Annotated in this window: 23 protein-coding genes; 6 read left to right on the forward strand and 17 right to left on the reverse strand. The window is 34.8% G+C overall.

Annotation, left to right across the window (positions count from 1 at the left end; genetic code table 11):
- Positions 1-88: 88 nt before the first annotated feature.
- Together dnaE and ACWV26_RS14450 are read right to left on the reverse strand one after the other, a co-directional pair.
- The gene (gene dnaE, locus ACWV26_RS14445; RefSeq protein ID WP_455895425.1) at positions 89-3175 is read right to left on the reverse strand and encodes a DNA polymerase III subunit alpha; all 3087 of its coding nucleotides are present in this window, start codon (positions 3173-3175) and stop codon (positions 89-91) included.
- A gap of 18 nt (positions 3176-3193) precedes the next feature.
- A complete protein-coding gene (locus ACWV26_RS14450) occupies positions 3194-4135 on the reverse strand; it encodes a DHH family phosphoesterase (RefSeq protein ID WP_455895426.1) in 942 nt (313 codons plus the stop codon).
- Between the two features lie 115 nt (positions 4136-4250).
- Here ACWV26_RS14450 and ACWV26_RS14455 point away from each other — a divergent pair, with 115 nt between their 5' ends.
- Complete coding sequence (locus ACWV26_RS14455) at positions 4251-4568, forward strand: YtpI family protein (RefSeq protein ID WP_455895427.1); 318 nt, start codon at positions 4251-4253, stop codon at positions 4566-4568.
- Positions 4569-4637: 69 nt separating this feature from the next.
- Here ACWV26_RS14455 and ACWV26_RS14460 read toward each other — a convergent pair whose 3' ends face one another.
- Positions 4638-5948, reverse strand: a complete 1311-nt coding sequence (locus ACWV26_RS14460; RefSeq protein WP_455898267.1) for a DRTGG domain-containing protein — start codon at positions 5946-5948, stop codon at positions 4638-4640.
- 104 nt (positions 5949-6052) lie between these two features.
- Positions 6053-6733, reverse strand: coding sequence for a metal-dependent hydrolase (locus ACWV26_RS14465; protein ID WP_455895428.1), 681 nt, complete (start codon positions 6731-6733; stop codon positions 6053-6055).
- A 162-nt stretch (positions 6734-6895) separates the two neighbouring features.
- Here ACWV26_RS14465 and ACWV26_RS14470 point away from each other — a divergent pair, with 162 nt between their 5' ends.
- On the forward strand, positions 6896-7993 hold the full coding sequence (locus ACWV26_RS14470; RefSeq protein WP_455895429.1) for a M24 family metallopeptidase: 1098 nt from the start codon (positions 6896-6898) through the stop codon (positions 7991-7993).
- A 76-nt stretch (positions 7994-8069) separates the two neighbouring features.
- On the opposite strand, the gene ald is transcribed toward ACWV26_RS14470, so the two are convergent.
- Positions 8070-9182, reverse strand: a complete 1113-nt coding sequence (gene ald, locus ACWV26_RS14475; protein ID WP_455895430.1) for an alanine dehydrogenase — start codon at positions 9180-9182, stop codon at positions 8070-8072.
- Between the two features lie 615 nt (positions 9183-9797).
- Between ald and ACWV26_RS14480 the strand changes: the two genes are divergently transcribed.
- Entirely contained in the window at positions 9798-10250 is a 453-nt protein-coding gene (locus tag ACWV26_RS14480) for a universal stress protein (RefSeq protein WP_455895431.1), read from the forward strand.
- A 41-nt stretch (positions 10251-10291) separates the two neighbouring features.
- Here the strand turns inward: ACWV26_RS14480 and ACWV26_RS14485 are convergent, their stop codons facing one another.
- The 11 genes from ACWV26_RS14485 to ezrA form a co-directional block, all read right to left on the reverse strand.
- Positions 10292-11230 carry a class I SAM-dependent methyltransferase gene (locus tag ACWV26_RS14485; RefSeq protein ID WP_455895432.1) on the reverse strand — a complete coding sequence of 313 codons (939 nt, stop codon included), beginning with the start codon at positions 11228-11230 and terminating at the stop codon, positions 10292-10294.
- Between the two features lie 78 nt (positions 11231-11308).
- Positions 11309-11815: a thiol peroxidase gene (gene tpx, locus ACWV26_RS14490; protein WP_455895433.1), complete on the reverse strand. Its 507-nt coding sequence runs from the start codon at positions 11813-11815 to the stop codon at positions 11309-11311.
- Positions 11816-11883: 68 nt separating this feature from the next.
- Positions 11884-12444 (reverse strand): RDD family protein, encoded by a 561-nt coding sequence (locus ACWV26_RS14495; RefSeq protein ID WP_455895434.1) that lies wholly within the window; start codon positions 12442-12444, stop codon positions 11884-11886.
- Positions 12445-12456: 12 nt separating this feature from the next.
- Positions 12457-13479, reverse strand: a complete 1023-nt coding sequence (gene sppA, locus ACWV26_RS14500) for a signal peptide peptidase SppA (RefSeq protein ID WP_455895435.1) — start codon at positions 13477-13479, stop codon at positions 12457-12459.
- Between the two features lie 56 nt (positions 13480-13535).
- The gene (gene rarD / locus ACWV26_RS14505) at positions 13536-14447 is read right to left on the reverse strand and encodes an EamA family transporter RarD (protein WP_455895436.1); all 912 of its coding nucleotides are present in this window, start codon (positions 14445-14447) and stop codon (positions 13536-13538) included.
- Between the two features lie 115 nt (positions 14448-14562).
- On the reverse strand, positions 14563-16146 hold the full coding sequence (gene mbcS, locus ACWV26_RS14510) for an acyl-CoA synthetase MbcS (protein WP_455895437.1): 1584 nt from the start codon (positions 16144-16146) through the stop codon (positions 14563-14565).
- Between the two features lie 178 nt (positions 16147-16324).
- Positions 16325-16543, reverse strand: coding sequence for a small, acid-soluble spore protein, alpha/beta type (locus ACWV26_RS14515; protein ID WP_455895438.1), 219 nt, complete (start codon positions 16541-16543; stop codon positions 16325-16327).
- Positions 16544-16800: 257 nt separating this feature from the next.
- The gene (locus ACWV26_RS14520) at positions 16801-17010 is read right to left on the reverse strand and encodes a small, acid-soluble spore protein, alpha/beta type (RefSeq protein WP_455895439.1); all 210 of its coding nucleotides are present in this window, start codon (positions 17008-17010) and stop codon (positions 16801-16803) included.
- 80 nt (positions 17011-17090) lie between these two features.
- Entirely contained in the window at positions 17091-18293 is a 1203-nt protein-coding gene (gene thiI / locus ACWV26_RS14525) for a tRNA uracil 4-sulfurtransferase ThiI (protein ID WP_455895440.1), read from the reverse strand.
- Between the two features lie 6 nt (positions 18294-18299).
- Complete coding sequence (locus tag ACWV26_RS14530) at positions 18300-19436, reverse strand: cysteine desulfurase family protein (protein ID WP_455895441.1); 1137 nt, start codon at positions 19434-19436, stop codon at positions 18300-18302.
- A gap of 82 nt (positions 19437-19518) precedes the next feature.
- Positions 19519-21204 carry a septation ring formation regulator EzrA gene (ezrA, locus tag ACWV26_RS14535; RefSeq protein WP_455895442.1) on the reverse strand — a complete coding sequence of 562 codons (1686 nt, stop codon included), beginning with the start codon at positions 21202-21204 and terminating at the stop codon, positions 19519-19521.
- Between the two features lie 148 nt (positions 21205-21352).
- On the opposite strand from ezrA, the gene hisJ reads away from it, so the two are divergent.
- A complete protein-coding gene (gene hisJ, locus ACWV26_RS14540; protein ID WP_455895443.1) occupies positions 21353-22153 on the forward strand; it encodes a histidinol-phosphatase HisJ in 801 nt (266 codons plus the stop codon).
- A 15-nt stretch (positions 22154-22168) separates the two neighbouring features.
- A complete protein-coding gene (locus ACWV26_RS14545; RefSeq protein WP_455895444.1) occupies positions 22169-22651 on the forward strand; it encodes a GAF domain-containing protein in 483 nt (160 codons plus the stop codon).
- Positions 22652-22906: 255 nt separating this feature from the next.
- Here the strand turns inward: ACWV26_RS14545 and ACWV26_RS14550 are convergent, their stop codons facing one another.
- On the reverse strand, positions 22907-24781 hold the full coding sequence (locus ACWV26_RS14550) for a sensor domain-containing diguanylate cyclase (protein WP_455895445.1): 1875 nt from the start codon (positions 24779-24781) through the stop codon (positions 22907-22909).
- Positions 24782-25306: 525 nt separating this feature from the next.
- On the opposite strand from ACWV26_RS14550, the gene rpsD reads away from it, so the two are divergent.
- Entirely contained in the window at positions 25307-25909 is a 603-nt protein-coding gene (gene rpsD, locus ACWV26_RS14555; protein ID WP_455895446.1) for a 30S ribosomal protein S4, read from the forward strand.
- Positions 25910-26067 lie beyond the last annotated feature (158 nt).

Raw genomic sequence — 26067 nt, forward strand, 5'->3', positions numbered from 1 at the left:
AAATAATTACATTAGTAAAGGAAAAACCAGAAAAACTGTGCGATGGTCACACAGTTTGGACAATATTTCTATATTCTTATTGATGAAATTATGACTTTATTGCCATACATTTTTTTAATATAATTTGTGGCTGCCCATTTCTATGGTCAATCACCCCTTCAGCAAGTACTATCTGATCTTCTTTTATCCATTCAACTATATTTAAATATTCTTTCGGAAAAATAGTTACAGATATACTTCCCGTTTCATCTTCTAATTCTACAAAACTCATTAACTCTCCTTTTTTTGTTCTAATTTGTTTAATCGAAACAATTTGTCCAACGAGTTTTACGAATTGTCTACCATGCAATTTTCGAATTGATTCGGCTGAAGATGAATTTATTTGTTGTTCTTGCTTTACTCTTTGAACCGGATGTGTAGAGATATAAAATCCCAATACTTCTTTTTCAAATTGCAACTTCATTTTTTCGGGGATTGGACTTGCTTTTGCATGCTTTGGCTTTCCAAAAAAGAACGATAAATCATCTAATAGTTGTGCTTCCTCATTAGGTCTATATAATTCTGCATGTTTAACGGCCGCATCTATAGAGGCAAGTAGCTCTGCACGATCCCTACCGAATTCATCTAATGCACCCGCTTTTACTAATGGTTCAATAGCTTTCCTTGTGAAATGAACCGCAGTTAAATCAAGAGCCATATCAAATATATCCGCCCATTTTGGGTTTCCTACTTTGCGAAGTTCTATTATTTTATTTAATAAGGTATGAGGAACGCCTTTGATGGCAGACAATGCAAATCGAATCGCTCCATTTTGAACACGGAAAGACCTACCACTCTCATTGATAGATGGTGGTAATATCACGATTCCTCTATGCTTTGCCTCCATCAGTATTTTATTAAACTTATCACGATTACCCATCGTTGAAGAAAGAAGTGCCGCATAAAAGTATGCTGGAAAATGTGCCTTTAAATACGCCATTTGATACGAAATCACACTATATGCCACAGCGTGACTTTTAGGGAATCCATAATTAGCAAATCGAACAATTAAATTATAGACTTCCATTGCAGTTTCTTTTGAAAATCCATTTTCTATCGAATTATTTACGAAATGGTTTCTTTCTGAATCAAGTAGTTCTTTTTTCTTTTTACTAACTGCTCTACGAAGTAAATCTGCTTCACCCATAGAAAAGCCGGCCATTCGAGAAGCAATCTGCATAATTTGCTCTTGATAGACAAGTACTCCATAAGTTTCACCTAAAATTGGCTCTAATACTGGATGAGGCATTTCAATTGGTTCTTGCCCATGCTTCCGTCGCGCATATATAGGAATAAAATCCATTGGACCTGGACGATATAAAGCATTAACTGCTACGATATCTTGAAAAACAGTCGGCCTTATATCCCGTAATGCCTGCCTCATTCCATCTGATTCTAATTGGAAAACACCTGTCGTATCCCCGCTTTGAAGCAATTCAAACGTCTTTTCATCATTTAAAGGAATTTTCTCAAACTGTAAATATCTCTTTTGATCATAGTAAATCATCGAACGAATTCTCTCTAAAATCGTTAAATTGCGCAATCCTAAAAAATCCATCTTCAATAAACCAACTGATTCTACTTCCTGCATTGGCCATTGCGTCAAATATAAACCTTCGTTTCCCTTTTCAATCGGTGCAACATTTACAATTGGTTCTGGACATAATACGATCCCCGCAGCATGTGTAGATGCATTGCGAGGCAATCCTTCCAAGTTCAACGCAACGCTCATCCATTGCTTTCGAATTTGACTTTCGTTAGCAAAATTTCTTAAGGCTTCTGATTGATCAAGCGCAACTTGTAATGTAACGCCAACTTTACTAGGAATTAATGATGAAATCTGAGTAAGTTCCTCATTACTAAATCCAAACACTCTTGCTACATCACGAGCGACAGCTTTTGCTGATAATGTTCCAAAGGTTATGATTTGAGATGTATAATTTGCTCCATATTTTTTGGCAACATAATCAATCACTTCTTGCCTACGATAATCAGCAAAATCCACATCAATATCCGGCATCGTAATACGCTCAGGATTTAGAAATCGTTCAAATAATAAGCCAAACCTCAAAGGATCCACATCTGTTATTCGTAAAGTATAGGCAACTAGCGAACTTGCTGAGGATCCCCGTCCGGGACCGGTCAATATTTGTTTGCTCCTAGCAAACTCAATATAATCGGCAACAATTAGAAAATAATCAGCATAACCCATTTTCGTAATTACATCAAGTTCGTATGTCAATCGTTCATGATATGCATCTCCTGCATTTGGTATTCGATTTTGCAATCCTTCATAACATTTACTTTGTAAGAGACTCGCTGCAGTATCTCCTTCTGGCACAGGGAACTTCGGCATATAGAAATGGTTATAGGTAAGTTCTACATGGCAAGATAAGAGCATATTTTCTGTTGTTTGGAGCCATTCTGGATGATCATCAAACCAATCGATAAGATTCTGATTAGTTGGCAAAAACTGTTTACTTTCACGTAAACTTAGTTTTTCTTGATCTGCCATCTTAACTCCTGTTGAAATTGCCTTTGCTACTTCAAAACTAAAAGCGTGTTCTTCTTCAATAAATGTACTTAAATGTGTTGCACATATCTGTATTGCCCGTTCATTGCAATAAGAAATAATATTCTCTTCAGAAGCATTTCGAATACCACCTGGGCGATCTATTCCCATTACTAAATTCTCGAAATCAAATATGCTAGTGATTCTTTCTACTTTATCCATTGGTTGTTGTTGCCACGCATCATTTGTTATGGGAATCAAAGCAATACAACCTTCGTGATATCCTTCTAACCATCTGAGTGGTAATGTTTCGTTTTCTCTTAACGATGTGGAAGAAGTAATTTTAAGTAGATTTTGATAGCCTATCGAGTTTTTAGCATATAATACCAGTGGTCTATAATCCTCTTCTGGAAACTCTACTTGCACTGTTAATCCTATTACAGGATGAGTGCTTGTCTTTTTTAGTTCACGCCAAAAAGGTAATACCCCATATAATTTTGAATTTGTAATAGCACAAGCCTTAGCATTTTCTCGTTCAAGGAAGGAAGTGAGCTCACCTATACGAATTGTACTTTTCAGCATATCCGCAGATGTTACGATTTGAGAATATACAGGTTGCATCATCATCTCTTCCTTTCTAATTTATGCTTCAATGCATAGTTTTTGTAATTTACTAATGATTTCATCTGCTTCAGACCATTCGAAGATTGTGGCACCTGAAGCCATCGGATGACCACCACCACGATATTGTTTTGCTAACTTATTAATAACTGGTGCCTTGGAACGTAAACGAACACGAATTTGGTCTTTTTCTTCAACGAACATAACCCATGCTTTAATCCCTTTAACATCCCCAAGTGATCCAACCAATGCTGAAGTATCGCTTGCTGTAACACCGAACTTCTCTAAAATTTCGATAGGTAATTTTATAGAGGCTGCACCACTTTCATCGAATGAGAAGTTTTGATAAATATATCCTTGTAAATGTAATAGTGAACGATCTAGTTCGTACATACTATTAAAAAGTTCTGTACGATCAAAATCATACTGTATTAGTTCTCCTACTACATTAAAAGTCGTTTCAGTTGTACTTGGATAGATGAATCGCCCAGTATCACCGACAATACCTGCAAATAGAAGACGTGCTCCCTTTGCATCCATTTTCCACCCAGCAGAAACTTGCGCTTCTTTAAACAACTCATAGATCATTTCGCTACATGAACTTGCTGCTGTATTTACCCACAATAAATCACCATATGCATCATCGTTTGGATGATGATCAATTTTAATCAATAATTTTCCTGTATGATATCTTTGGTCATCTATACGCTCTGTATTTGCTGTATCAGTACAAATAACTAATGCATCATCAAAAATCTCATCAGCAATTTCTACGGGGTGGCCTAAATAATCAAAAGCTAAATCATGTTCACCTACTGCATAAACCTTTTTTTCTGGATACGTTGTTTGAAGTATCGCTTGCAATCCTAATTGCGAACCATATGCATCTGCATCAGGTCGAACATGGCGGTGTACAATAATCGTATCGTATAAGGCAATCGTTTCTATAATTTCTTTTTTCAAGTGAAATCCTCCAATTTTTGTTTCCCACTAAAGTTAGATGTTTCCTTACTTTCCACTATCTTTTTATGACTATTATCGTTAAAATGATAACAGATTTGCTATTAGGAGGAACATCATGGGAAATGTCTTTAATATTATTTTAGCATTTTTGATCGTCATTTCAGTTGTGTTTTACTTATATTTAAAAACAAAACAATTTCGAACTAGCTTACCAATACGAAAGAAATGGTACGCAAACCGTGCAGGAGTTTCACTTGGTGTCTTATTGATATTATTTGGGATTAATCAAATTATTATATATCATACTATTCTTACATATGTAGTCTGCACGATTTTAATTTTGTTTGGCCTATTTGCTAGTATTAATTATACCAAACGAGTTCGTCATTACAGTCAGTATATAGATGAAGAGGAACAATTGAACAAAAAGTGATGCACAAAGTTTGTGCATCACTTTTTGTGTGTTTAGCTTTTTATTATAAACGTTTAATATTAGTAAAAATTATCGCTCAAGTAATTGGAAAGTAGCCATTACTTTACCAACTAACATATCTTCGCTATATACCTCAAAATCCATTTTAGCAAATTTACGGCTCATATCCAAAATTCTTGGTTTTACTGTAACACTAGTTTCCATTTGAATTGGTTTGAAAAAATTGATGGTCATGTTTTCTATTACACTCTCACCACGTTTTACTTTTTTCAATGTAAAAGAACCAGATTCAACAATTAAAGTTGTAAAAGCTCCATACGAAATGGCACCTAATTGATTGGTCATTTGTGGCGTTACAGTAAAGTTTACAATGGCTTCATCATCAAATAAATTCATCGTCATTTCATTTTTTACGATATCATCTATTGTTTCACCATGTTGCGGTTGTCGTTGAGCCATTTGCAACGCTTTTAACACATCTTGTCGACTAACAACTCCTTGCAAAATCCCATGATCATCTGCGACTGGTAAGAGATCAATTCCTTCCCAAATCATTCTATGACCAGCAGTTGCTACACTTGTCTTCATCGTAACTGTAATAGGATTTCTAGTCATTAAACGGTCAATTTGATCATTCTCATGCTTTCCAATTAAATCTCTGGCTGTTACAATACCCACGATTTTCCCATGCTTATCGACTACAGGGTAACCACCATGTCTTGTTTCAGAATTTAGCAAGTTGTACTCTTTGACAGTGTCTGTCGATCTTAAATAAGACGTGTTTTTTATCGGAATCACAATATCCTCAATTAACAAAATTTCTTTTTTAATCAATTGGTCATAGATTGCACGGTTAATCATTGTTGCTACTGTAAAAGTATCATAACTTGTCGAAATAATAGGGAGTTCTAATTCATCTGCTAGTTTCTTTACTTCTTCAGTCGTGTCAAATCCACCAGTAATTAGTACAGCAGCTCCAGCTTTGAGTGCATATTCGTGAGAACGTTCACGATTCCCTACAATCAATAAATTACCCGCATCTGTATAACGCATCATATCATCTAGCTTCATAGCACCGATAACAAATTTCGTTAAAGTTTTGTGAAGGCCACTTTTTCCACCCAATACTTGTCCTTCAACGATATTGACAATCTCTGCAAATGTAAGGCGTTCAATATTTTCTTTTTTCTTCTTTTCAATACGAATCGTACCTACTCGTTCTATAGTACTAACTAATCTTCTCGTTTCAGCTTCTTTAATTGCACGATATGCTGTTCCTTCACTTACAGCCATATCCTTAGCAATTTGACGCACTGAAATTTTGTCGCCTACAGGTAAAGATTCAATATATTGAAGAATTTTTTCATGTTTTGTAGCCAAAAAATCACCTAATTTCCAACGTGGTTCTGGCTTAAGTGTAACATATTTCATCTAAATACTTTAGTAATATGACATTGGATATAAAAATTTTGTATACATAATAACTAAATTTCAAATTGGTCTCCAGCATTCATTATTCTAACTGAAGCTGTATCGACCATTGACGCAAATTCTTTTGGGTCTTGTTTGATAAGAGGGAACGTATTGTAATGGACTGGGACAACTTCTTTTGGTTTCAAAAACTGTACTGCTCTAGCAGCATCTTCTGGCCCCATTGTGAAATTATCCCCAATTGGTAAGAACGCCACATCCATTGGATGGTTTTCACCAATAAGCCTCATATCACTATATAGTGCTGTATCTCCTGCATGGTAGATTGTTTTTCCTTCTGCAAACAGTAATATTCCTGAGGGCATCCCTGTATAAATGATTTGCTTGTCAGGTGTTTCATATGAAGAACCATGAAATGCTTGAGTTAATTTGACTTTACCAAAGTCAAATTGATAAGCTCCGCCTATGTGCATCGGATGTGTTTTGATTCCTTGCCATGAAAGGTATACAGCTAACTCATTTGGTGCGACTACTAGTGCTCCTGATTGTTTTGCAATTTCAACAGTATCACCAACATGGTCGTTATGCCCATGTGTTAATAAAATAGCATCTGGTTTTAGATCAGCCACTTTTAAATCTGTTAACCCATTACCTGTTATAAAAGGATCAATTAGAATTGTGTAGCCATTCGTTTTAATTTGTACTACTGAGTGTCCATGATAAGAAATTTGCATGTTATTCCATCCTTTCGCTGTGTCATTCACTAGATATAATTTCGTTATGAATACTTATTTTCCTTTATTTTTGATAGACTATAGATGAAAGAGTTACTTAAATTTATTATTCTCCACCCAAAATAGTTCAAGAGCTCTAGAAATTTAATGAGGAGGATCCTTATGAACAAGGTTCAATTAATTCAAACTTATTTACAAGAAAAAAATATCGATGCTGCATTTATCACAACACCTGATAATGTATTCTATCTATCAGGTTTCAGCAGTGATCCTCATGAGCGTCTTCTAGGTGTAATGGTATTTAAAGAGGCTGAACCATTTTTGATTTGTCCTAAAATGGAAGTACCTGACGCACTAGCATCAGGCTGGACAAATGAAGCAGTTGGTCACGATGATACTGATAATGCCTGGGAAATCTTACACAATACAACTACCACACGCGGTGTTCAATTAAACACGATTGCAATTGAGAAAGCACACTTAACTGTAGAACGACTAGAAGCTCTTCAAGGCTTTTATCCAACTTCTAAATTCGTTGGTTTAGATGAACAATTGAATAATATGCGATTAGTAAAATCTGAAGATGAATTAGAAAAATTACGTGAGGCTGCTAAATTAGCTGACTATGCAATTGAAGTAGGATGCAATGAATTAGCTGAAGGTAAAACTGAAATGGAGATTTTATCTGCTATCGAAGCTGCTATGAAAGAAAAAGGTGTATACATGTCATTTGATACAATGGTGCTAACAGGTTTAAATGCAGCTTCACCACATGGCACTCCAGGTAAACAAAAAATTCAAAAAGGCGACTTAGTACTATTTGACCTTGGTGTTGTTTACGAAGGATATTGCTCAGATATTACGCGTACAGTTGCATTTGGCGATCCATCTGAAGCACAAAAAGAAATTTACGAAGCTGTAAAAAATGCCAATATATCTGCTATCGAAGCTGTAAAACCAGGTGTCCGTGCAATGGACTTAGATAAAATAGCTCGCGAACGTATCACTGAAGCTGGTTTTGGTGAATATTTCACACATCGACTTGGACATGGTCTTGGCATTTCTGTTCATGAATTCCCATCTGTACATGGTGCAAACGAAATGGAGATGAAAGAAGGAATGGTCTTCACAATCGAACCAGGCATCTATAAAGGTGATACAGCAGGCGTTCGTATTGAAGACGATGTTTATGTAACAGCAAATGGAGTAGAAGTATTAACTAGCTTCCCTAAAGAACTTCAAATTATCCAACCTAAATAACTATTCTAATATAACCCTCCCTCGCTAAAAGCGAGAGGAGGGTTTTTAGTCGTTTAGACCAATTATTAGATTACGATTATAAAAGTGAATCAGCAGGCACATAATGATAATTTAACGCTTCTGCTACAGCTTCGAAGGTAACTTGTCCCTCTAAAGTGTTAATGCCTTTCTTCAAAGCTTCATTCGTTAAGCATGCTCTTCTATAACCTTTATTTGCAATTTCTAATGCGTAAGGAACTGTGTTATTTGTTAGCGCAATCGTTGAAGTACGAGGCACTGCTCCTGGCATATTTGCAACCGCATAGTGTACTACACCATGCTTAATATAAGTTGGGGCATCGTGAGTTGTAATACGATCAGAAGTTTCGAAAATACCACCTTGGTCTATCGCAATATCAACAACTACAGACCCTGGAGACATAGTCTTGATCATATCTTCGGTAACCAACTTTGGTGCTTTTGCTCCTGGAATTAGAACAGCACCGATTACTAAATCAGAGTTTTTCACTGATTCAGCAATATTATAAGGATTGGACATTAATGTTTGAACATCACTTCCAAATTGATCATCTAATTGACGTAAACGTTCAGGACTTAAATCGATAATCGTTACTTCAGCACCCATGCCAATTGCCACTTTAGCAGCATTCGCACCTGCCATACCCCCACCGATAATCGTTACTTTCGCACGTGGTACACCTGATACACCACCAAGCAAAATTCCTTTACCGCCTTCTTGTTTTTCTAAATATTGTGCACCGATTTGAGTAGCCATACGACCTGCCACTTCACTCATTGGCGTTAATAATGGCAATGAACGATTTGGTAATTGTACTGTTTCATATGCAATTGCTACTACTTTTTTATCTAACAAAGCTTGAGTTAATTCTGGTTCAGGAGCTAAATGTAAATAAGTGAAAAGAATTTGTCCTTCATAGAAGTGATTGAATTCTGAAGAAATTGGTTCTTTTACTTTCATTACCATATCTTGTTTCCAAGCATCTCCTGCAGTTTCGACAATCTGCGCTCCAGCAGCTTTATAATCTTCATCAGTAAAACCTGAACCTATACCAGCACCTTTTTCTATAAATACTTCGTGCCCAAACATAGTTAAGTTCACCACACCAGCGGGCGTCATTGCCACACGGTTTTCGTTGTTTTTAATCTCCTTTGGAACACCGATTTTCATACCCCATCCTCCTCATTTTAAAAAAGTAACCGATTGTTTTTTATGTATAATTTTTATACTTTACATAAAAACAAGTTCATTGTAACAGATTTCGAAATACTTTTGTTAGCATAATTAGAAAATTTTAATTATTTAAATAGATTGGATGTTTTTAATAGATTTGATATCAAACATTGTTTAGAATATTACTAATTGGGTATTAATAAATAGAATTAACTTTTGTTTGATATAGCGATTGAAAGCGATATATTGACCTTAATTTAATTTAGGAACTAGCTATTCACAAAGCGGGTGGGAGACTCAGTTCAACCCTACCTGAATAATATTTCGAGAACTAAAATGTATCAAATTTTTTATACGAAATTTTAAATAACTGTGTTCCTACATTCATGCTCTTCTAACGATATTATTCTCCAATGAGTCACTAGTACTATATCACCGAAAATGTTCACGTATCTTTTATATGAAATTCCCCATAAAATTGTATTTACACAGTACTTAAAACCCGTATTTAAGATTTGGGAAAACTTTTACAGATTTCCAAACTTTCAATCAAATCAATTTTTAAAATAATTCAAAATGGTATAATAAGAGTATCAAAAGGAGGAATCCATTATGGCATTAACTTATAAAAGCATCGTTGTTGCTGTCGACGGTTCGAAAGAAGCAGAATACGCATTCAAAAAAGCAATTTCAGTAGCTAATCGTAACGAGTCAACATTAAACTTAGTTAACATTATTGATACTCGTTCATTTGCAGCGATTGAAGCATATGATCGCTCTATCCAAGAACGCGCTCAAGAATTTGCTGAGGAATTATTAGACGGCTACAAAAAAGAGGCCGAAGCTGCAGGAGTTAAGAATGTTAATGTGATCATTGAATATGGTTCACCAAAAACAATTATCACTAAAGATGTCTCTAAAAAAGTAGATGCAGATTTAATCATTTGTGGTGCTACCGGTCTTAATGCTGTTGAAAGATTCTTAATCGGAAGCGTTTCTGAAAGTATTGTACGTTCCTCAAAATGTGATGTTCTAGTTGTTCGTACAGATTCAGTTGTAGAATAATAATTTCAAAAAGCCCGCTCCATACGGAGCGGGCTTTTTACTTACTTCTTATTTTGTTTTTTCCATTTTTGAACTTTGGCAAAAAACATCTCTAAAGCTTTAATGTTTTTCATGTTAGGAACTTTAGCAAGGAGTACTTCTTTTACTTGCTTATCCTCACCATTCTTCTTTTGTAAGATGAGTAAGCTCTTAGCATGTGCTTTGCTTGCGAACAATTCATCTGGTAATTGAACAACAGCTTGAATCCATGCTTTTTGTGTTACTAATTTATTTAATAATGGAGATTGTTCAGATTCAAAAATATGATCTGGTACTAAGAAGAAGAGGTATCCTCCATCTTTTGTATATTTTAATGATTGCTCAATAAAGAGATGATGAGCATACGTCATACCTTCTTTTGCTTGCACTTCATAGTTTTTAGCCACTTCATCATTCGGGTAATACCCTACTGGTAAATCACAAATTACAGCATCTGTAGGGTCTATCAATAGATTTTCCAGTGAATCTTGGTGATAAAGTGAAATAGGTTGATGTTCTAATTCTGATGATGCCGCAGCAAGTTGAATTAATAATTCATCAATTTCAACTCCAACACCTTCGATTTTATCTCCTACTAAGTTCATCACCGTTAATAATAGATTACCTGTTCCGATTGCTGGATCCAATATAGTCATTTTTTGATTGGATTTAAATTCTTTTTCATAAAACTGTTCTACAAAATAACCTAATAAAAATCCAAGTGTATCTGGTGTCATTTGATGATTTGGTTGTGCGTTTTGTCGCATTCCTTTTAAAATAGCGAGTTGTATTGCTTTACGAATTTCTTCTTTTGAAGGATGTTCGACGTCAGGGGATATATCACCATCTAACCATGTATTTAAAGTCTCGAGAACACTATCTAAATAGGTTAAATCATGCTCTTTAGCAATGTTTTCTGAATGCTCATCTATAAATGAAAATAGATTTTCTATGTTTTCCATTTCTTTCTCCTTCAAAACGGAAACCCACTCTAACATTCTTGAGTGGGTTCCAAACTGTTTATTGCCGTTCAATTTTACTTATTTTGCTAGTGATTTTACAGCTTCTAATGCACTTTCATAATCTGGGTGGTTTGTACCTTCTGATACATATTCTACATAAGTAACTTTGCCTTCTTGATCAACAACAAAGATTGAACGAGCAAGTAATCGTAATTCTTGCATATGTACGCCATATGCATCACCGAATGATAAATCACGGTGATCTGATAAAGTATGGATATTTTCGATACCGTTTGCTCCACACCAACGTTTTTGAGCAAATGGTAGGTCACAAGAAATTGTTAGAATTACAACATTTTCTCCTAAACCTGTTGCTTCTTCATTAAAACGACGTGTTTGTGCATCACAAACTCCTGTATCTAATGATGGAACAACACTGATTAATACAATTTTACCTGTAAAATCAGATAAATGTTTTTCCGATAAATCAGGTGCTACTACTGTGAAATCAGGTGCTTTGTCACCTACTTTAATTTCTGGTCCTACTAATGTTACTGGGTTGTTTATAAATGTTACTTGTGCCATTTAGAACGCCTCCTCAAGAACAATTTTACTCGAATGTTTTAGAATCACGCAACTTAGAAGCCTTACAATTACTGTTCGTTTTCTTGAATTTTTTGTTGTCCATCATTATTTTCTACTGCAATTACTTTTTCAGTTTGTATATACGTATGTTCATGTACAACTCTTGTATCTGCTATATAATCGTGAATCGCTTTATTCTTAGGTGTAAATGCAATAACAAGATACAAGATTTTAACTGTGACAGATATAAATCTACCAATCCATTCTCTGAAAAGTACAGTTCCCCATGTAAGAGGGCGATTATTCTCAGATATCACTCGAATTCCAAGGGCAATCTTGCCAACAGTTTGCCCCCAAATCTTCGTCATAATGACAAAATAACCGTAGAAGATAATACTTGTTGCAAATCCATATGGTGCAATGTGTTTTATTTCAAAGTCTTCCCAACCTGTAAAGAAAAATAAGGGCTTAACAGTAATTGCCGTTAATGATGTGATGACAATTAAATCAATTATATATGCCCAAAATCTAGTCCAAAACCCTGCAGATTTCAAGTGATAATCTGTTACCTTTTCTAATTGCATTGCTGTCTTTTGGCTAAATGTTCCTGCATCAATCGCTTCTGACATCAACAAGCCCCCCTATTCTTCACCATACATGTACATCATTCGTGGTGCACTATTTTGGGATAACAATTTACTCAAGGCTTCTTTTTCTACTGAACCACCAAGCATTGAATTCATTTTAGCAGAGAAAAGTGATGTCCAATCTTCTGTGGACGAATACTCATATACTTCCGCACCTTTTAGATTATTGTCTTGTTTAAGCGCAATAAGAGCATCTTCACTGTATCCTAGTTCATCTACCAAACCTACTTTTTTAGCTTGTGATCCATTCAAAACGCGGCCATCCGCAATTGCTTTGACCTCTTCAATCGTCATTCCGCGTCCATTCGCAACAACATTAACAAATCGGTTATACGAATCATTTACCATATCTTGTAATATTTTTTTGTCAGCAACCGTCATTTCACGCGAACCACTCATAATATCTTTGTATGGACCTGTCTTAATTGTATTAAATTCAATACCAACTTTCTTCGCCAGTTTACTATAATCCATTCCTTGCATAATAACACCAATAGATCCTGTTAGCGTCTCTTCATCTGCAAATATTTTATCTGCGGATGCAGAAATATAGTAACCTCCAGAAGCAGCCATCGAGCCCATAGATACATAGATTGGAATATTTCTTTCTTTTTTAATTTCCATTAACTTATCGTAAATTTGTTTTGATTCATTTGTTCCACCACCAGGTGAATTTACTTTCAATAGTATTCCTTTTACTTGCTTGTCATCCAAGATATCATTTAATTGATCCATAAAAAACTGATGATTATAAGTCTCCGTACTAAAAATAGAAGATGAATCTCCTGTATCAAGAATAGAACCATTAACTGTTAACACAGCTATTTTCTTAGTAGGATTACCCGTTTCAATAACCGTTCTATCGTATGTACTGCCACTATCGCTATTCATATTAATTGCAGAATCAAAACTCTTCTTAAAATCTAACTTTGCCATAGACCATGCAATACTCGCAAAAGTAGATACTACAAATAACACTGCCGCTACACCTAAAGCAATCCATCTTTTTGCTGTCATTTTATTAATCCCCCTTTTGTACTTCTATACATATACGAACGGAAGCATTAAATGTTTCATGCTTTTTGATGAATTCTATGTGACTTTCTCACTTCTGCAATGGTAGAAATAGAGAAAATAACTAAAGCAAGCCAAATAAATGAAAATGAAACTAGTTCAATTCCTCCAAATGACTCATGATAAACAATGACACCTAAAATTAAGGTCATAGTTGGAGAAATGTATTGAATAAACCCTATTAAATATAATGGAATATTTTGAGCGCCTATCGCAAATAAAATAAGTGGAATCGCAGTTACAATACCTGTTCCAATTAATAACAAATTGGTTTTCATATCGACATGAAGAAACGACATATTTCCCTGGAAATAAAGAGATATAAAATAGATGAGAGCCACAGGAAAGACAAACATTGTTTCGATTACTAATCCTCGAGTCGCATCTAAAGCGATCTGTTTCTTCAATAATCCATAAATACCAAAGCTCAAAGCCAAACCAATGGCAATCCACGGAATTTGCCCATATGAGGCTATTAATATAATGACCCCTATTGCTGCAAATGAAAATGCGACAATTTGTGATTTTGATAATTTTTCTCTCAGGAATATTATGCCTAAAAGTACTGAAATAATAGGATTCATGTAATATCCTAGGCTTGTTTGAACAATATGATTATGATTTACTGCCCATATGTAGATAAACCAGTTTAAAGTAACTAAGTATGCTGCAAAAAATAATGACCAAAATGCTTTTTGGTTATGCCACAACCCCTTGAAATCTACTAATAGTATTTTCCCTTGTCTTAGAATGATTACGAAGATGAATGTTAATACAAATGACCATATTACACGTGATGCTAATATTTCTTCACTTGAAACATGTTCAATCAATTTCCAATAAAGCGGAAAGAGTCCCCATAAAAAATATGAACCTACCGCTGCAAGGATACCCTTTTTTTCATTTTGCATGAATTTTCACTCCATTTGATTTACTTATGTCACCATTCTAATCATTATAATTTTTATACGAAAGAAAGTAAATGACGCAAAAATAAAAGGCCACCATCAATGGCAGCCAATTAAATTAGCTATGCTGTTTTTTCTTTTTTTCTAGCTCTCGTAATTCAATTCTACGAATCTTACCTGAAGAAGTTTTCGGTAATTCTTCTACAAACTCAATTTCTCTCGGATATTTGTAAGGAGCTGTGAGTTTTTTAGTATGGTCTTGTAATTCTTTGATTAATTCATCTGATGCTTTTGAAGGGTCTCTTAAGATAACATATGCCTTTACAATATTGCCTCGTACTTCATGAGGACTGGCAATTACTGCACATTCTTGTACTTCAGGATGCTTAACTAATGCATCTTCAACTTCAAAAGGTCCAATTGTATATCCTGAACTAATAATAATATCATCGTTGCGACCTTCAAAGAAGAAATAACCATCTTCATCTTTTCTTGCACGGTCGCCTGTTACATAATAATCTCCACGGAATTGTCTTGCAGTACGTTCTGGATCATTTAAATATTCTTTAAACAATGCAGGTGTAGAGCGGTGGACTGCGATATCTCCAACAACACCAGGAGCACAAGGCTGACCATCTTCATCAATTACTTCAACGATATTACCTGGTGTAGGTTTACCCATTGAACCAGGTTTTGCTGGTACACCTTTAAGATTACCTAGTAATAAGGTGTTTTCTGTTTGCCCATAACCATCTCTAACATCTAAATTAAACACTTTTTTGAAGATATTAATAACTTCTTGGTTTAATGGTTCTCCAGCTGATACTGCACTATGCAATGAAGATAAATCATAATTTGATAAATCATCTACTTTTGCCATTACACGATATTCAGTTGGTGTACAACATAAAACTTGGATTTGATATTTTTCAAGGAGTGATAAATACTTTTCTGGTTTAAAACGTCCATTATAAACAAACCCTGTTGCACCACTTCCGAGTACTGATAAAAATGGACTCCAAATCCACTTTTGCCAGCCAGGACTAGCAGTTGCCCAAACAAGATCACCTTCATTAATTCCTAGCCAATGAGCAGCTGCTGTTTTTAAATGTGCAAATGCCCATCCGTGTGTATGAACTACGCCTTTTGGATTTCCGGTTGTACCACTTGTGTATGATAAGAAAGCCATGTCTTCACTTTTTGTTCTAGCAGTTTCGAACTCTTCTGACTCCTCTTCTGCTTCTTGTATCATTTGAATCCATGGTTGATGTGCTTGTCCAATAACATATTGTTGTACTTGATTTAAATGTTCAACTTGATCAAATTGGTCTATAAATGGTTCGTAAGCGATAACCGCTTTTGCATTACTATGCAATAATCGATAGTCAATTTCTTTTGCTCTCAACATTTCTGAGCTTGGAATCACTACCAAACCTGCTTTTAATGCCGCTACATATGTAATATAGGCATCGATTAGACGTGGCACCATGATTAATACTACATCACCTTGTTTTAAACCATGTTTTACAAATACATTTGCCACTTGGTTGGCTCTTCTAATTAAACCGTCATATGTGATAGAATCTGTACTGCCTAAATCATTTTCAAATCGAATAGCTACCTTTTCTTTGTCTTTAGCGAATTTTTCAAATTCCTCAACTAAGTTATAATCTGTAGGTGCAATTAAATCCTCACGTTTCATTAATATTCCCCCTCGCATAACGCATTGAAATTGCAAATTAATTATATCGAAATTATCCAAAAAGTACAACCAAATCACAATATCAATTATTAATACCAGGTACTAAGAGCAAGTAGCTTATTAAAAAGTAAAGCCGGAGAAGTATATTACTCCTCCGACTTTTTTTAAACTTATTTAATTATTTGTTTTTTGGAAAGCCGTTCATTTGTTGTTCAGCCATTGCAACTAAACGCTTTGTAATTTCTCCGCCAACGGATCCGTTAGCACGCGCTGATGCTTCTGCTCCAAGTTGTACACCAAATTCTTGTGCGATTTCGTACTTCATTTGGTCTACAGCTTGTTGTGCTCCACGAACTAGTAATTCATTGCTATTACCTGAGTTGTTGTTGTTTGCCATGTGTGTCTCACCTCCTTGTGCATATAGAATGTGTAAATGCGAAAAAATCATACTTGTTTTTTAATAAAAATTTAACATTTGATTTAACTCAATTTAAATTTAAAGTTGAATTTTGTTATGTAGTTTAGTTACTTTATTTACTTTTATTATTAGGAGCTTCATCGCATTAAAAAATGAAAAAACCGAGGAAGAATTCTTTTGAATTTTTCCTCGGTTTTTTTTGTTGCTTATGAGTATACTAAATACTCAAAATGGTTTTATTTTGTAAAACCAGTCATTTGTTGTTGAGCCATTGCAACCAAACGCTTAGTAATTTCTCCGCCAACGGATCCGTTAGCACGCGATGATGCTTCTGCTCCTAATTGTACACCAAATTCTTGTGCGATTTCGTACTTCATTTGGTCAATTGCTTGTGATGCGCCACGAACTAATAATTCGTTGCTATTTCCTGAATTGTTGTTTGACATGTGTCTCACCTCCTTGTGCATATAGAATGCGCCGGATGAAAAAAAACATACAAACAAAATACAGGAAATTTCTTCTTCTATTAGAGTAAATCTAGAAATTCATCGGTTTTCTTTTTCGGGAACGTGTGAATTTCGCGATTTTTCACTGCTCTTTCAATCATTTCATCGAAATCCGTAAAGCTTTCGTAATAATTCATCTTTTCAATTCTTGGTTTTGTTTTTGGATTTGCTGGTGTAAATACTGTACAGCAATCTTCGAAAGGACGAATTGAAATATCATAAGTACCGATTTTTTGAGCAACTTCTATAATTTCTAATTTATCAAATGTGATTAATGGTCGTAAGATTGGTGTTGTTGTTACATCGTTGATTGCTGCTAAGCTTTCTAATGTTTGGCTTGCAACTTGTCCCAGATTTTCACCTGTTACAAGCGCTTTTGCATCAATCTCATTACGTACTATATCTGCTACTTTCATCATCATACGACGAGTTGAAGTCATTGTTACATTTTCAGGGACACTACTTTGAATTTTTTGTTGGATTTCTGTAAAAGGTATAACATGTAAGCGAATATTACCACCAAAACGGCTGATTTTATTGCAAAGTTCTTTTACTTTTCCTAAAGATTGGTCACTTGTAAAAGGTGGACTAAAGAAATGAATTGCTTCTACTCTAACGCCACGTTTCATCATATAATAAGCTGCTACTGGACTATCGATACCGCCTGATAGTAGTAATAACGCTTTGCCGTTTGAACCAATTGGTAAACCACCAGCACCATGTATGACATCAACCATCATATAAACAGCTTTTTCGCGAACCTCAACACGTAATTCGATATCTGGTTTTTTCATTTGAACTGTCATACCAGGAAGAGACCCTAAAACATGGCTTCCTAAAGTTTGTTGAAGTTCATATGTGTCTAGAGGAAATTTTTTATAAGATCTTTTTGCATTCACTTTAAATGTTTTGTCTTGATAATCCATTTTTTTTACGATTTCTACTGCTAAATCCTTCATCGCTTCAATTGTTGGTTCACAATGTGCTACTGGGCTAAATGAATGGATTCCAAAAATATGAGGTAATCGTTCTAATAGTTCTTCCATTTCACTATCTACATCGCTACTAAGATACATACGGTCTCTTTCTGAGCGAATTCGTAGGTTAGGAATATCTGCAAATGTATAACGTAAATTTTCTTTTAAGCGATTTATGAATAATTTACGGTTACGCCCTTTTGTCGTAATTTCACCGTAACGTAATAAAATTTCATGCCATTTCATGCTGTGTTACATCTCCTTTACTTGTTGCATTACTTTGCGAAAGGCAGTTTTAAAGGAAGCAATATCTTCATCAGAAATTCCTTCACCAAGGCTCATACGTATTACCCCTTTTTCATATGAAGGGTCAACGTTTATGGCATGCACAACATGGCTAATTGTATGATCTTTTGATGAACATGCGCTAGAAGTAGAAATAATAAATCCTTCATGTTGCATAGCATTTACTAGGATTTCCCCTTTTAGCCCTTGAACTGCACAACTGATAATGTGTGGTGCACCTTCTTTACTTGAGAGGACACGCACATATGTGAATTGCTTAAAGAATTCATGTAAATCATCACGCCATTTACTATATTGTTTGGCTCTTTGAGGTTGCTTTTCTATTGCTAGACGTGTTGCTTTTGCAAGTGCTACGTCTTGTGGGACTGCTACTGTACCGCTTCGGAATCCCATTTCTTGTCCTCCACCATGGATGATTGGAGAAATGTTCACTTGTTTTCGTAAGGCCAAAAATCCTGAACCTTTTAATGCGTTAATCTTATGTCCTGAAACCGTTATGGCATCAGGGCCATTTTCCCCATCAAATTGTACAGGTATTTTTCCGAAGCTTTGTACCGCATCCATATGATAAAAAGCACGGCTATTTTGATGTACGATTTTTGCGATTTCTGAAACAGGTTGAATTGCTCCCATTTCATTATTAACATGCATGATGCTTACTACAACTGTATCTTTGGTTAGCTTTTGCTTTAAATCATCTATTAATATAACTCCATGCTCATCAACATCGACATAATCAACAGTATATCCTTCTTTTTCTAAAGCTTTTGCGCTTTCTAAAACTGAAGCATGTTCGATTGCTGAAACAAGAATTTTTGTGCCACGATGTTTATTTGCTCGAGCGAATCCTTTTATCGCAAAATTATTGGATTCAGATCCGCCAGATGTGAATATAATTTGATTTGAAGACGTTTTTATAATATCGGCAATTTGTTCTCTTGCTCGAGTTAGTAATGCGTTTGCTTCAACACCCATTTGATGAAGAGATGCTGGATTTGCATAATAATGTTCATTTGCTTGGACAAATGTTCGCAAAACAGCTGGGTCTGGTTTTGTTGTTGCGCTATGATCTAGGTAAATCATTGTTTCTCCTTCCTTCCAAAAGAAAGCCACCAGCACAGTACCGTGCGGTGGCGTAATGCTTTTCTTATTATGAACGTTTCCCTTAGCTTTTGGCAAGTACCTGAATTTTCTTCATAGCGCCAGGTTCGACAGCTTCAACTGCTGTTGCAGCATATTCAAGTGCTTTTGCATAACGCATTTCACGAAATGCATCTTCTGCCTCTAATAGTTGTTGATGTAATGCTTTATTCGTATTTCTATAACGATTACCGTATTGAATAATACGTTCGATTAATTGAACATTTTCGAGCATTTCGATTGCTGTATTATGTACATCTTCTATGCACTTTTCTGCAATTTCAAGATTTTTGTATACAGTATTCATATTTAACGGTATTTCTTGAAGATTATTGACAACAACGAAAATTCTTTCTGCTGCTTCTTCAAGTCTAGCATCCATCTCTTCTGGGATACCAGGTAAATTTGCTTTATGTAGCATACGCTCAGTATCATGAAGCATTTTCCTCAAATTACCTAAAGTAGCTCGTGCCTTATTTTCATCTACACGCAAGCTTTTCATTCGATCTGCAAATTGTTCTTGTTCTTCAAATAATTGCTCAATCGAATCTTTTAGTTCTTTTAATGCTTCTTCCATACTAGAATAAGCAGACTGTTCTTCATTTACTTCAATTGCTAATAGTTCATAGCGTTGACGTATAGAAAGTAATTTTTGTCTACAATTTACCGGTACTTCAGCTTCTTTCTCAGAAAGTCGATAGCTTTTTTGTACTGCATCTGCTTCTTTTGCAGTCTTTTCTGTCGCTACAATTGCAGATTCAAGTTGTTCACCAATAGCTACAAAATAATTATCAACGAATTTCTTACCAATTACTTCTTTTTCTAACGCATCATAGAAAGATTCAATTTCGTCTTTCATTTCATTTACGCGATGCTGAACTGATGTTATGTCTAATTCCGCTATTTTTTGTTTAAACACAATTAAGCTTTCTTCCATTTGATCTAGTTTATCTAAAATTTCAAGATGCACAAGGAAGTAAGATTGTTCTTCCATTTCACGATGACCATTTCGAATTTCATGAATATCTGAAGGAATTTTATGTTGAATTTCAGTCAACAATGCAGGAATTTCGTTGATTAGTTTAAAGAGAACCTGACCTTCTTCGTTTAAATTCACGACGATTTCTCGCGCTTTTAAATAATTTCCTGTCTCTGTTAAGTGATCATATTCCTCAAATTGAGGATTGAATATTTCTAATCGTTTTTCCAGTGGCCCCGCAGCTGGTCCATAAGAATATTGATGTGCCAATAACGTTTTACGAGCTGAACGATACTGATCTTTTAATTGTTCAATTTCGATTCGATTTTTTTCTTCACTTCCGACTAATTCATTTAATTCTTTTAAGATTTTCACCATTTCTTGATCGTACTCAGCAATTTTAGATTCAATTTCTTTTTCAATTTCCGAAGCTTTTCCAAAATGAAACTTATCTACTTGTTCTTCAACATCAAATAAAAGGACATCAATTTTCGGCATTTCTACATCCATTAACTCTGTCCATTTATTGCGCCAGCGCTCAAACATTTCTTCTGTTTGGCCATTCATATTCAATGCTTTTACTTTCATCAACTCTTCAAGCACTGGCTTATTCTGAATTTGCAGTTTCTTTTGGTCAAGTCTTTGAATTTCTTTTCTATGTTTTCGACGAAATATAAAAACAATTGCTATAATTACACATAGTACGATGATGGTAGGAATGATATACTTCATCGTAAGCCTCCTATCCCAAAATCATTTTTTCAGCTCTAGTTAAGCTTAATAGTACCATGTTTTAGGGTAATTTGTTTACCCTTATGAGAGATTTATCTAAAAAATATCTACTATTTAATCAAATTTTAAGAAATTGGAGGGATTTTTGTTGAAACGTGACGCACATATTCATACTCCCTATTGTCCCCATGGCACGAAAGATTCTTTAGAAAATTATATCAAAAAAGCTATTAAATTGGGATTTGAAGATATAAGTTTCACAGAACATGCACCATTGCCAACAAACTTTGTTGACCCTACACCTGAAAAAGATAGCGGAATGGATCCTCACAATCTACTAACTTATTTGGATGAGCTTAACATTTTAAAAGAAAAATACAAAGACGATATACATATCCGTATTGGTTTCGAAGTCGATTATATCGTTGGATATGAAGTGGAGACGACAAGCTTTTTAAACATTGTAGGACCACAAATTGATGATGCTATTCTATCTGTTCACTTCTTAAAACATAATGAAAAATATACTTGCATTGACTATTCAAGCGAAACATTTCTAGCATTTGCAGATCAAGTAGGATCTGTTCAAGGGGTTTATGATTTATATTATGAAACGGTAAAAAAATCAATCGAAGCAAACCTCGGCAAATATAAACCTAAACGAATTGGGCATCCATCACTTGTGCATAAATTCCAACTTGCACATGGTGAGAAAATCGATGACGATTCACAAATTAAAGGAATCCTAAAACTTATGGCAGAACATAATTGCGAATTAGACGTTAATAGTGCAGGTCTTGCAAAAAAATATTGCAAAGAATCCTATCCACCGTTACCCTATATTCAGTATGCTAAAGAATTAAATATTACATTAGTTTTCGGCTCTGATGCCCATCAAGTATCAGATTTGCATCAATATTACGATGAAATATTCCCATTCAACGATTAAAACGGAGGTATTATGATGTTTCAAAAAACAAGCTACCGTGGTGATTTAGCCGCTAGATACAACTTACTCTCAAAACAATTAGATGCACTATTAGAAGGAGAGCTAGATACAGTTTCGAATTTAAGCAATGCCTCTGCACTACTTAATCAATTTTTAGATAATATCAATTGGTGTGGTTTCTATCTTTGGAAAAACGATGAACTATTATTAGGCCCATTCCAAGGTTTACCTGCATGTGTTCATATCTCTTTAGGTAAAGGGGTTTGTGGTACTGCAGCCGAATCGAAAAAAACAATAATCGTCGAAGATGTACATGCATTTCCTGGCCATATCGCTTGCGATAGTGCTTCATTGTCAGAAATTGTTGTACCAATTGTCATTAATAACGAACTTTTTGGCGTACTTGATATTGACAGCCCTACTACAAACCGCTTCACAGAAGAAGATCAAGCGGGGCTTGAACAATTTGTAGCAGTGCTTACAAAACATATTCACTAAGCGCAATATCAATAATAACCATGCGTTATTTCACTAAATTACTTTTTTTAATTTCAATAAAAAACTGATACCATAGAAAACCTTTTTGATCGACCCAAGAAAGGTAGACATATGCATTTAAGCAGCTTCAAGGATCTGAGTTCGGTATTCTACCGCGCTTAGATCTTTTCATTTTGCCATAAAAAAGTCCCCGGAAAAATTAGATTGGTGTCTAACTTTTACGGGGCAGTTCATTTGGTATCAGTTTTTTTATTGTTAAACATTACAATTACCCAGTATTTTTTGGTATAAACAATAGCGATTTTTCCCACTATTTTTTGCTTTATAAAGAGCTATATCAGCATGTTGTAATAGACCCTGATATGTTAATTTTGAATTTGCATTCCATATTTCGATTCCTGATGACATAGTTACAGAGGGTTCTGTTACTTGGGGAATAATTGTCATAATGTTGTTAACTAATTTCACTGTGTCTTCTACCGAAATGTTTGGGAGATAGATAGCCATTTCCTCTCCACCCCATCGTGCGCAAATCCCATTATTTTGCACTATTTGTTGCAAACTTTTTCCCACAGTCTTTAAAATGTTGTCTCCTGTTTGATGTCCAAAAGTGTCATTCACTTTTTTGAAATTATCAATATCAAACAATACCAGAGAACCAAACTCAGCATCTTGCATAGATTTCTCAACGAATTGCTCTAAATAAATTCGTGCATATAAATTTGTAAGGTGATCTCGGTCAATCATCTCTTGAAGTTGTTCTCGCAATAAAATATTCGAAATAGCAAGCGAAGAATGTCGAATCAGTGACTGCATTAATTTATAACTATCGAAAGAAAAATAATAAGGGTCATGGTGTAAAATAGCACAATATCCTTGAACTCTATCATTAATAGTAATAGGTATTGCCATCAAAGAATTATAGGTGACTTTTTGATTAACTAAATTTTCAAAATAAGCGACAAATAATGGGTCTACAGAATTCTTAAAATGATGTTCAATATAGTCGTTATAAATTTTTGCTTCCTCTTCGTAAAAAAATTCAGTGGTTCCTGTTGTATTTTTAAACATATTATGATCAATCAAAGCAAAACAAATTTCTGCAGGAACAAATGATTTGTTCAATTGTTTCGTTAGAAAAGATAGTATTTCTTCTCTGTTTAATTTCATATTAAGCCGTTGTGCCGTTTCATTTATTAACTGCAAATCCGACACTAAACGATGAGATTGATGATATAGTTTTGCATTTTCTAGAGCATTGCCTGAAGTATGCGCTAAATGTTGAATAAATTGTTTTTCTCTTGAAGATAAAGAATAATCAAAAGGGACAAAAATTTGAAGTATACCGTAAATTCCTTGCTTTCCATAAATCGGTGCATTCAATAGGTGATAATTGATATCTAGTGCTAATTCAGTCGTCATTTCTCCTGAAACAAATGCTTCAACTGTTGAAGGCCTTTCCATTGAGTAATCAAAAACATATACATCTTCTATATCTCTACGATCTTGATCATTTGATAATATTAATTTTGATTGGAAATTCGGAAATATCCTTTTTACACCTTGGATTACTTCTTCTAGAATGTGATTAATATCCATTGTTGAATGAAAAACTTCAGTCATCTCATATAATTCGCGATTTAGCTTTTTCTCATACGAATTTTTCCTACTGCATCTTATCATTATTACGGTATCTGATAGTAATTTCTCAAATTTCTTGATATAAAGAGATTCTGCAAACTCCTTCCACTCAGGGGTTGCTTCTAAAACAATAAGTCCCATAATCTCGTTTTCCTCTTGTAAGACCAAAACATCTCCTGCATGATCAAAAAATTGTTTTAACATTTTTACTAATGTATTAGGAAATTGATGTCGTTGTTCTATATAAGGTGCAAACGTAATATATGGAATCCCATTGGTATTATACTGTTCTTTGTTACAAGTTGATGATGGATATAGCATCCCATTGTCAAAATGCAGATAATCCACATGCTCGATTTTAAACTCACGTAATATAATCCCTTTAAATAGCTCTAAATAGTCGATTGTGGTAAGTGGTTTTTGAGCACATTCTATCCACAAATCAAGCAGTTGGCACTTTATATTTTGCAATATTTGTAGATTCCGCAACTTTACATCACCTTCCCCGTAATACGATATATACATTTAACTACTTCTAGTATACATGAAATAAGACTTTTACACTATTAACATTTTGTTTTTTTTGATAAATTAGTTCACTATCCATTATAAATTACTATAAAATCTATCCCACATTAACGGGCAGACTGGATAGCTGTCACTCAGGTGTTACCACAGGACGTAGCAAACAACCTGGGTTTCTTTTTCAGTAGGCTAGAATAAAAACCCCTACTGATTGAAGTTTCCCTTTATTTCTATATTATTTCTCACAACTAAAATAAGTAATTTCACTTGACACTCCTACTCCTAACAGATAGAATGATGTTTGTGTAAAATAAACGCAGCGGTTGTATGGTTTGGTTGCTTCATTTTATTCCTCTACGAAAGTAGATGGTGTATTGCGTAACTCTTCGGCTGCAAGAGCGAAGGTACATGAAAATAAAATGACTATCAGGCTAAATACATCTGGTTTTTATTTTATGCCAAATAAAAAACCAATAGGAGGGACTCTAAATGTCTCGTTATACAGGTCCATCTTGGAAACTATCTCGTCGTTTAGGTATTTCTTTAAGCGGTACTGGTAAAGAAATCGAAAAACGTCCATATGCTCCAGGACAACACGGCCCAACTCAACGTAAAAAATTATCTGAGTACGGCTTACAATTACAAGAAAAACAAAAACTTCGTCATATGTTTGGTATGAACGAACGCCAATTCCACAACTTATTCGTTAAAGCTGGTAAAATGAACGGTGTTCATGGTGAAAACTTCATGATCCTTCTTGAAACTCGCTTAGACAACCTAGTTTACCGTCTTGGATTAGCTCGCACTCGTCGTGCTGCTCGTCAATTAGTAAACCATGGTCACGTTATGGTTGATGGCAAACGCGTTGACATTCCTTCATACAGCGTAAAACCAGGTCAAGTGATTTCTCTTCGTGAAAAATCCCAAAACCTTGATATCGTAAATGAAGCAATCGAAGTTAACAACTTTGTACCAGAATACCTTTCATTTGATGCAGACAAAAAAGAAGGTACTTTTGTACGTCTTCCAGAACGTAGCGAATTATCTGCAGAAATCAACGAATCATTCATCGTCGAATTCTACTCTCGCTAGTAAATTGCTCGCTTATAGCAATAATCAAAAACCTAGAAGCCTTTATTTATTGAAGGTTCTAGGTTTTTTTATTTTATCTTTTACTTTAAAAGGTTATGTATCCCTTCCGCAATGAAAAATGATACAAAACTTTTTTCTTCTTACACGATCTCATCTTC

It is taken from the genome of Rummeliibacillus sp. JY-2-4R, from assembly GCF_053847205.1.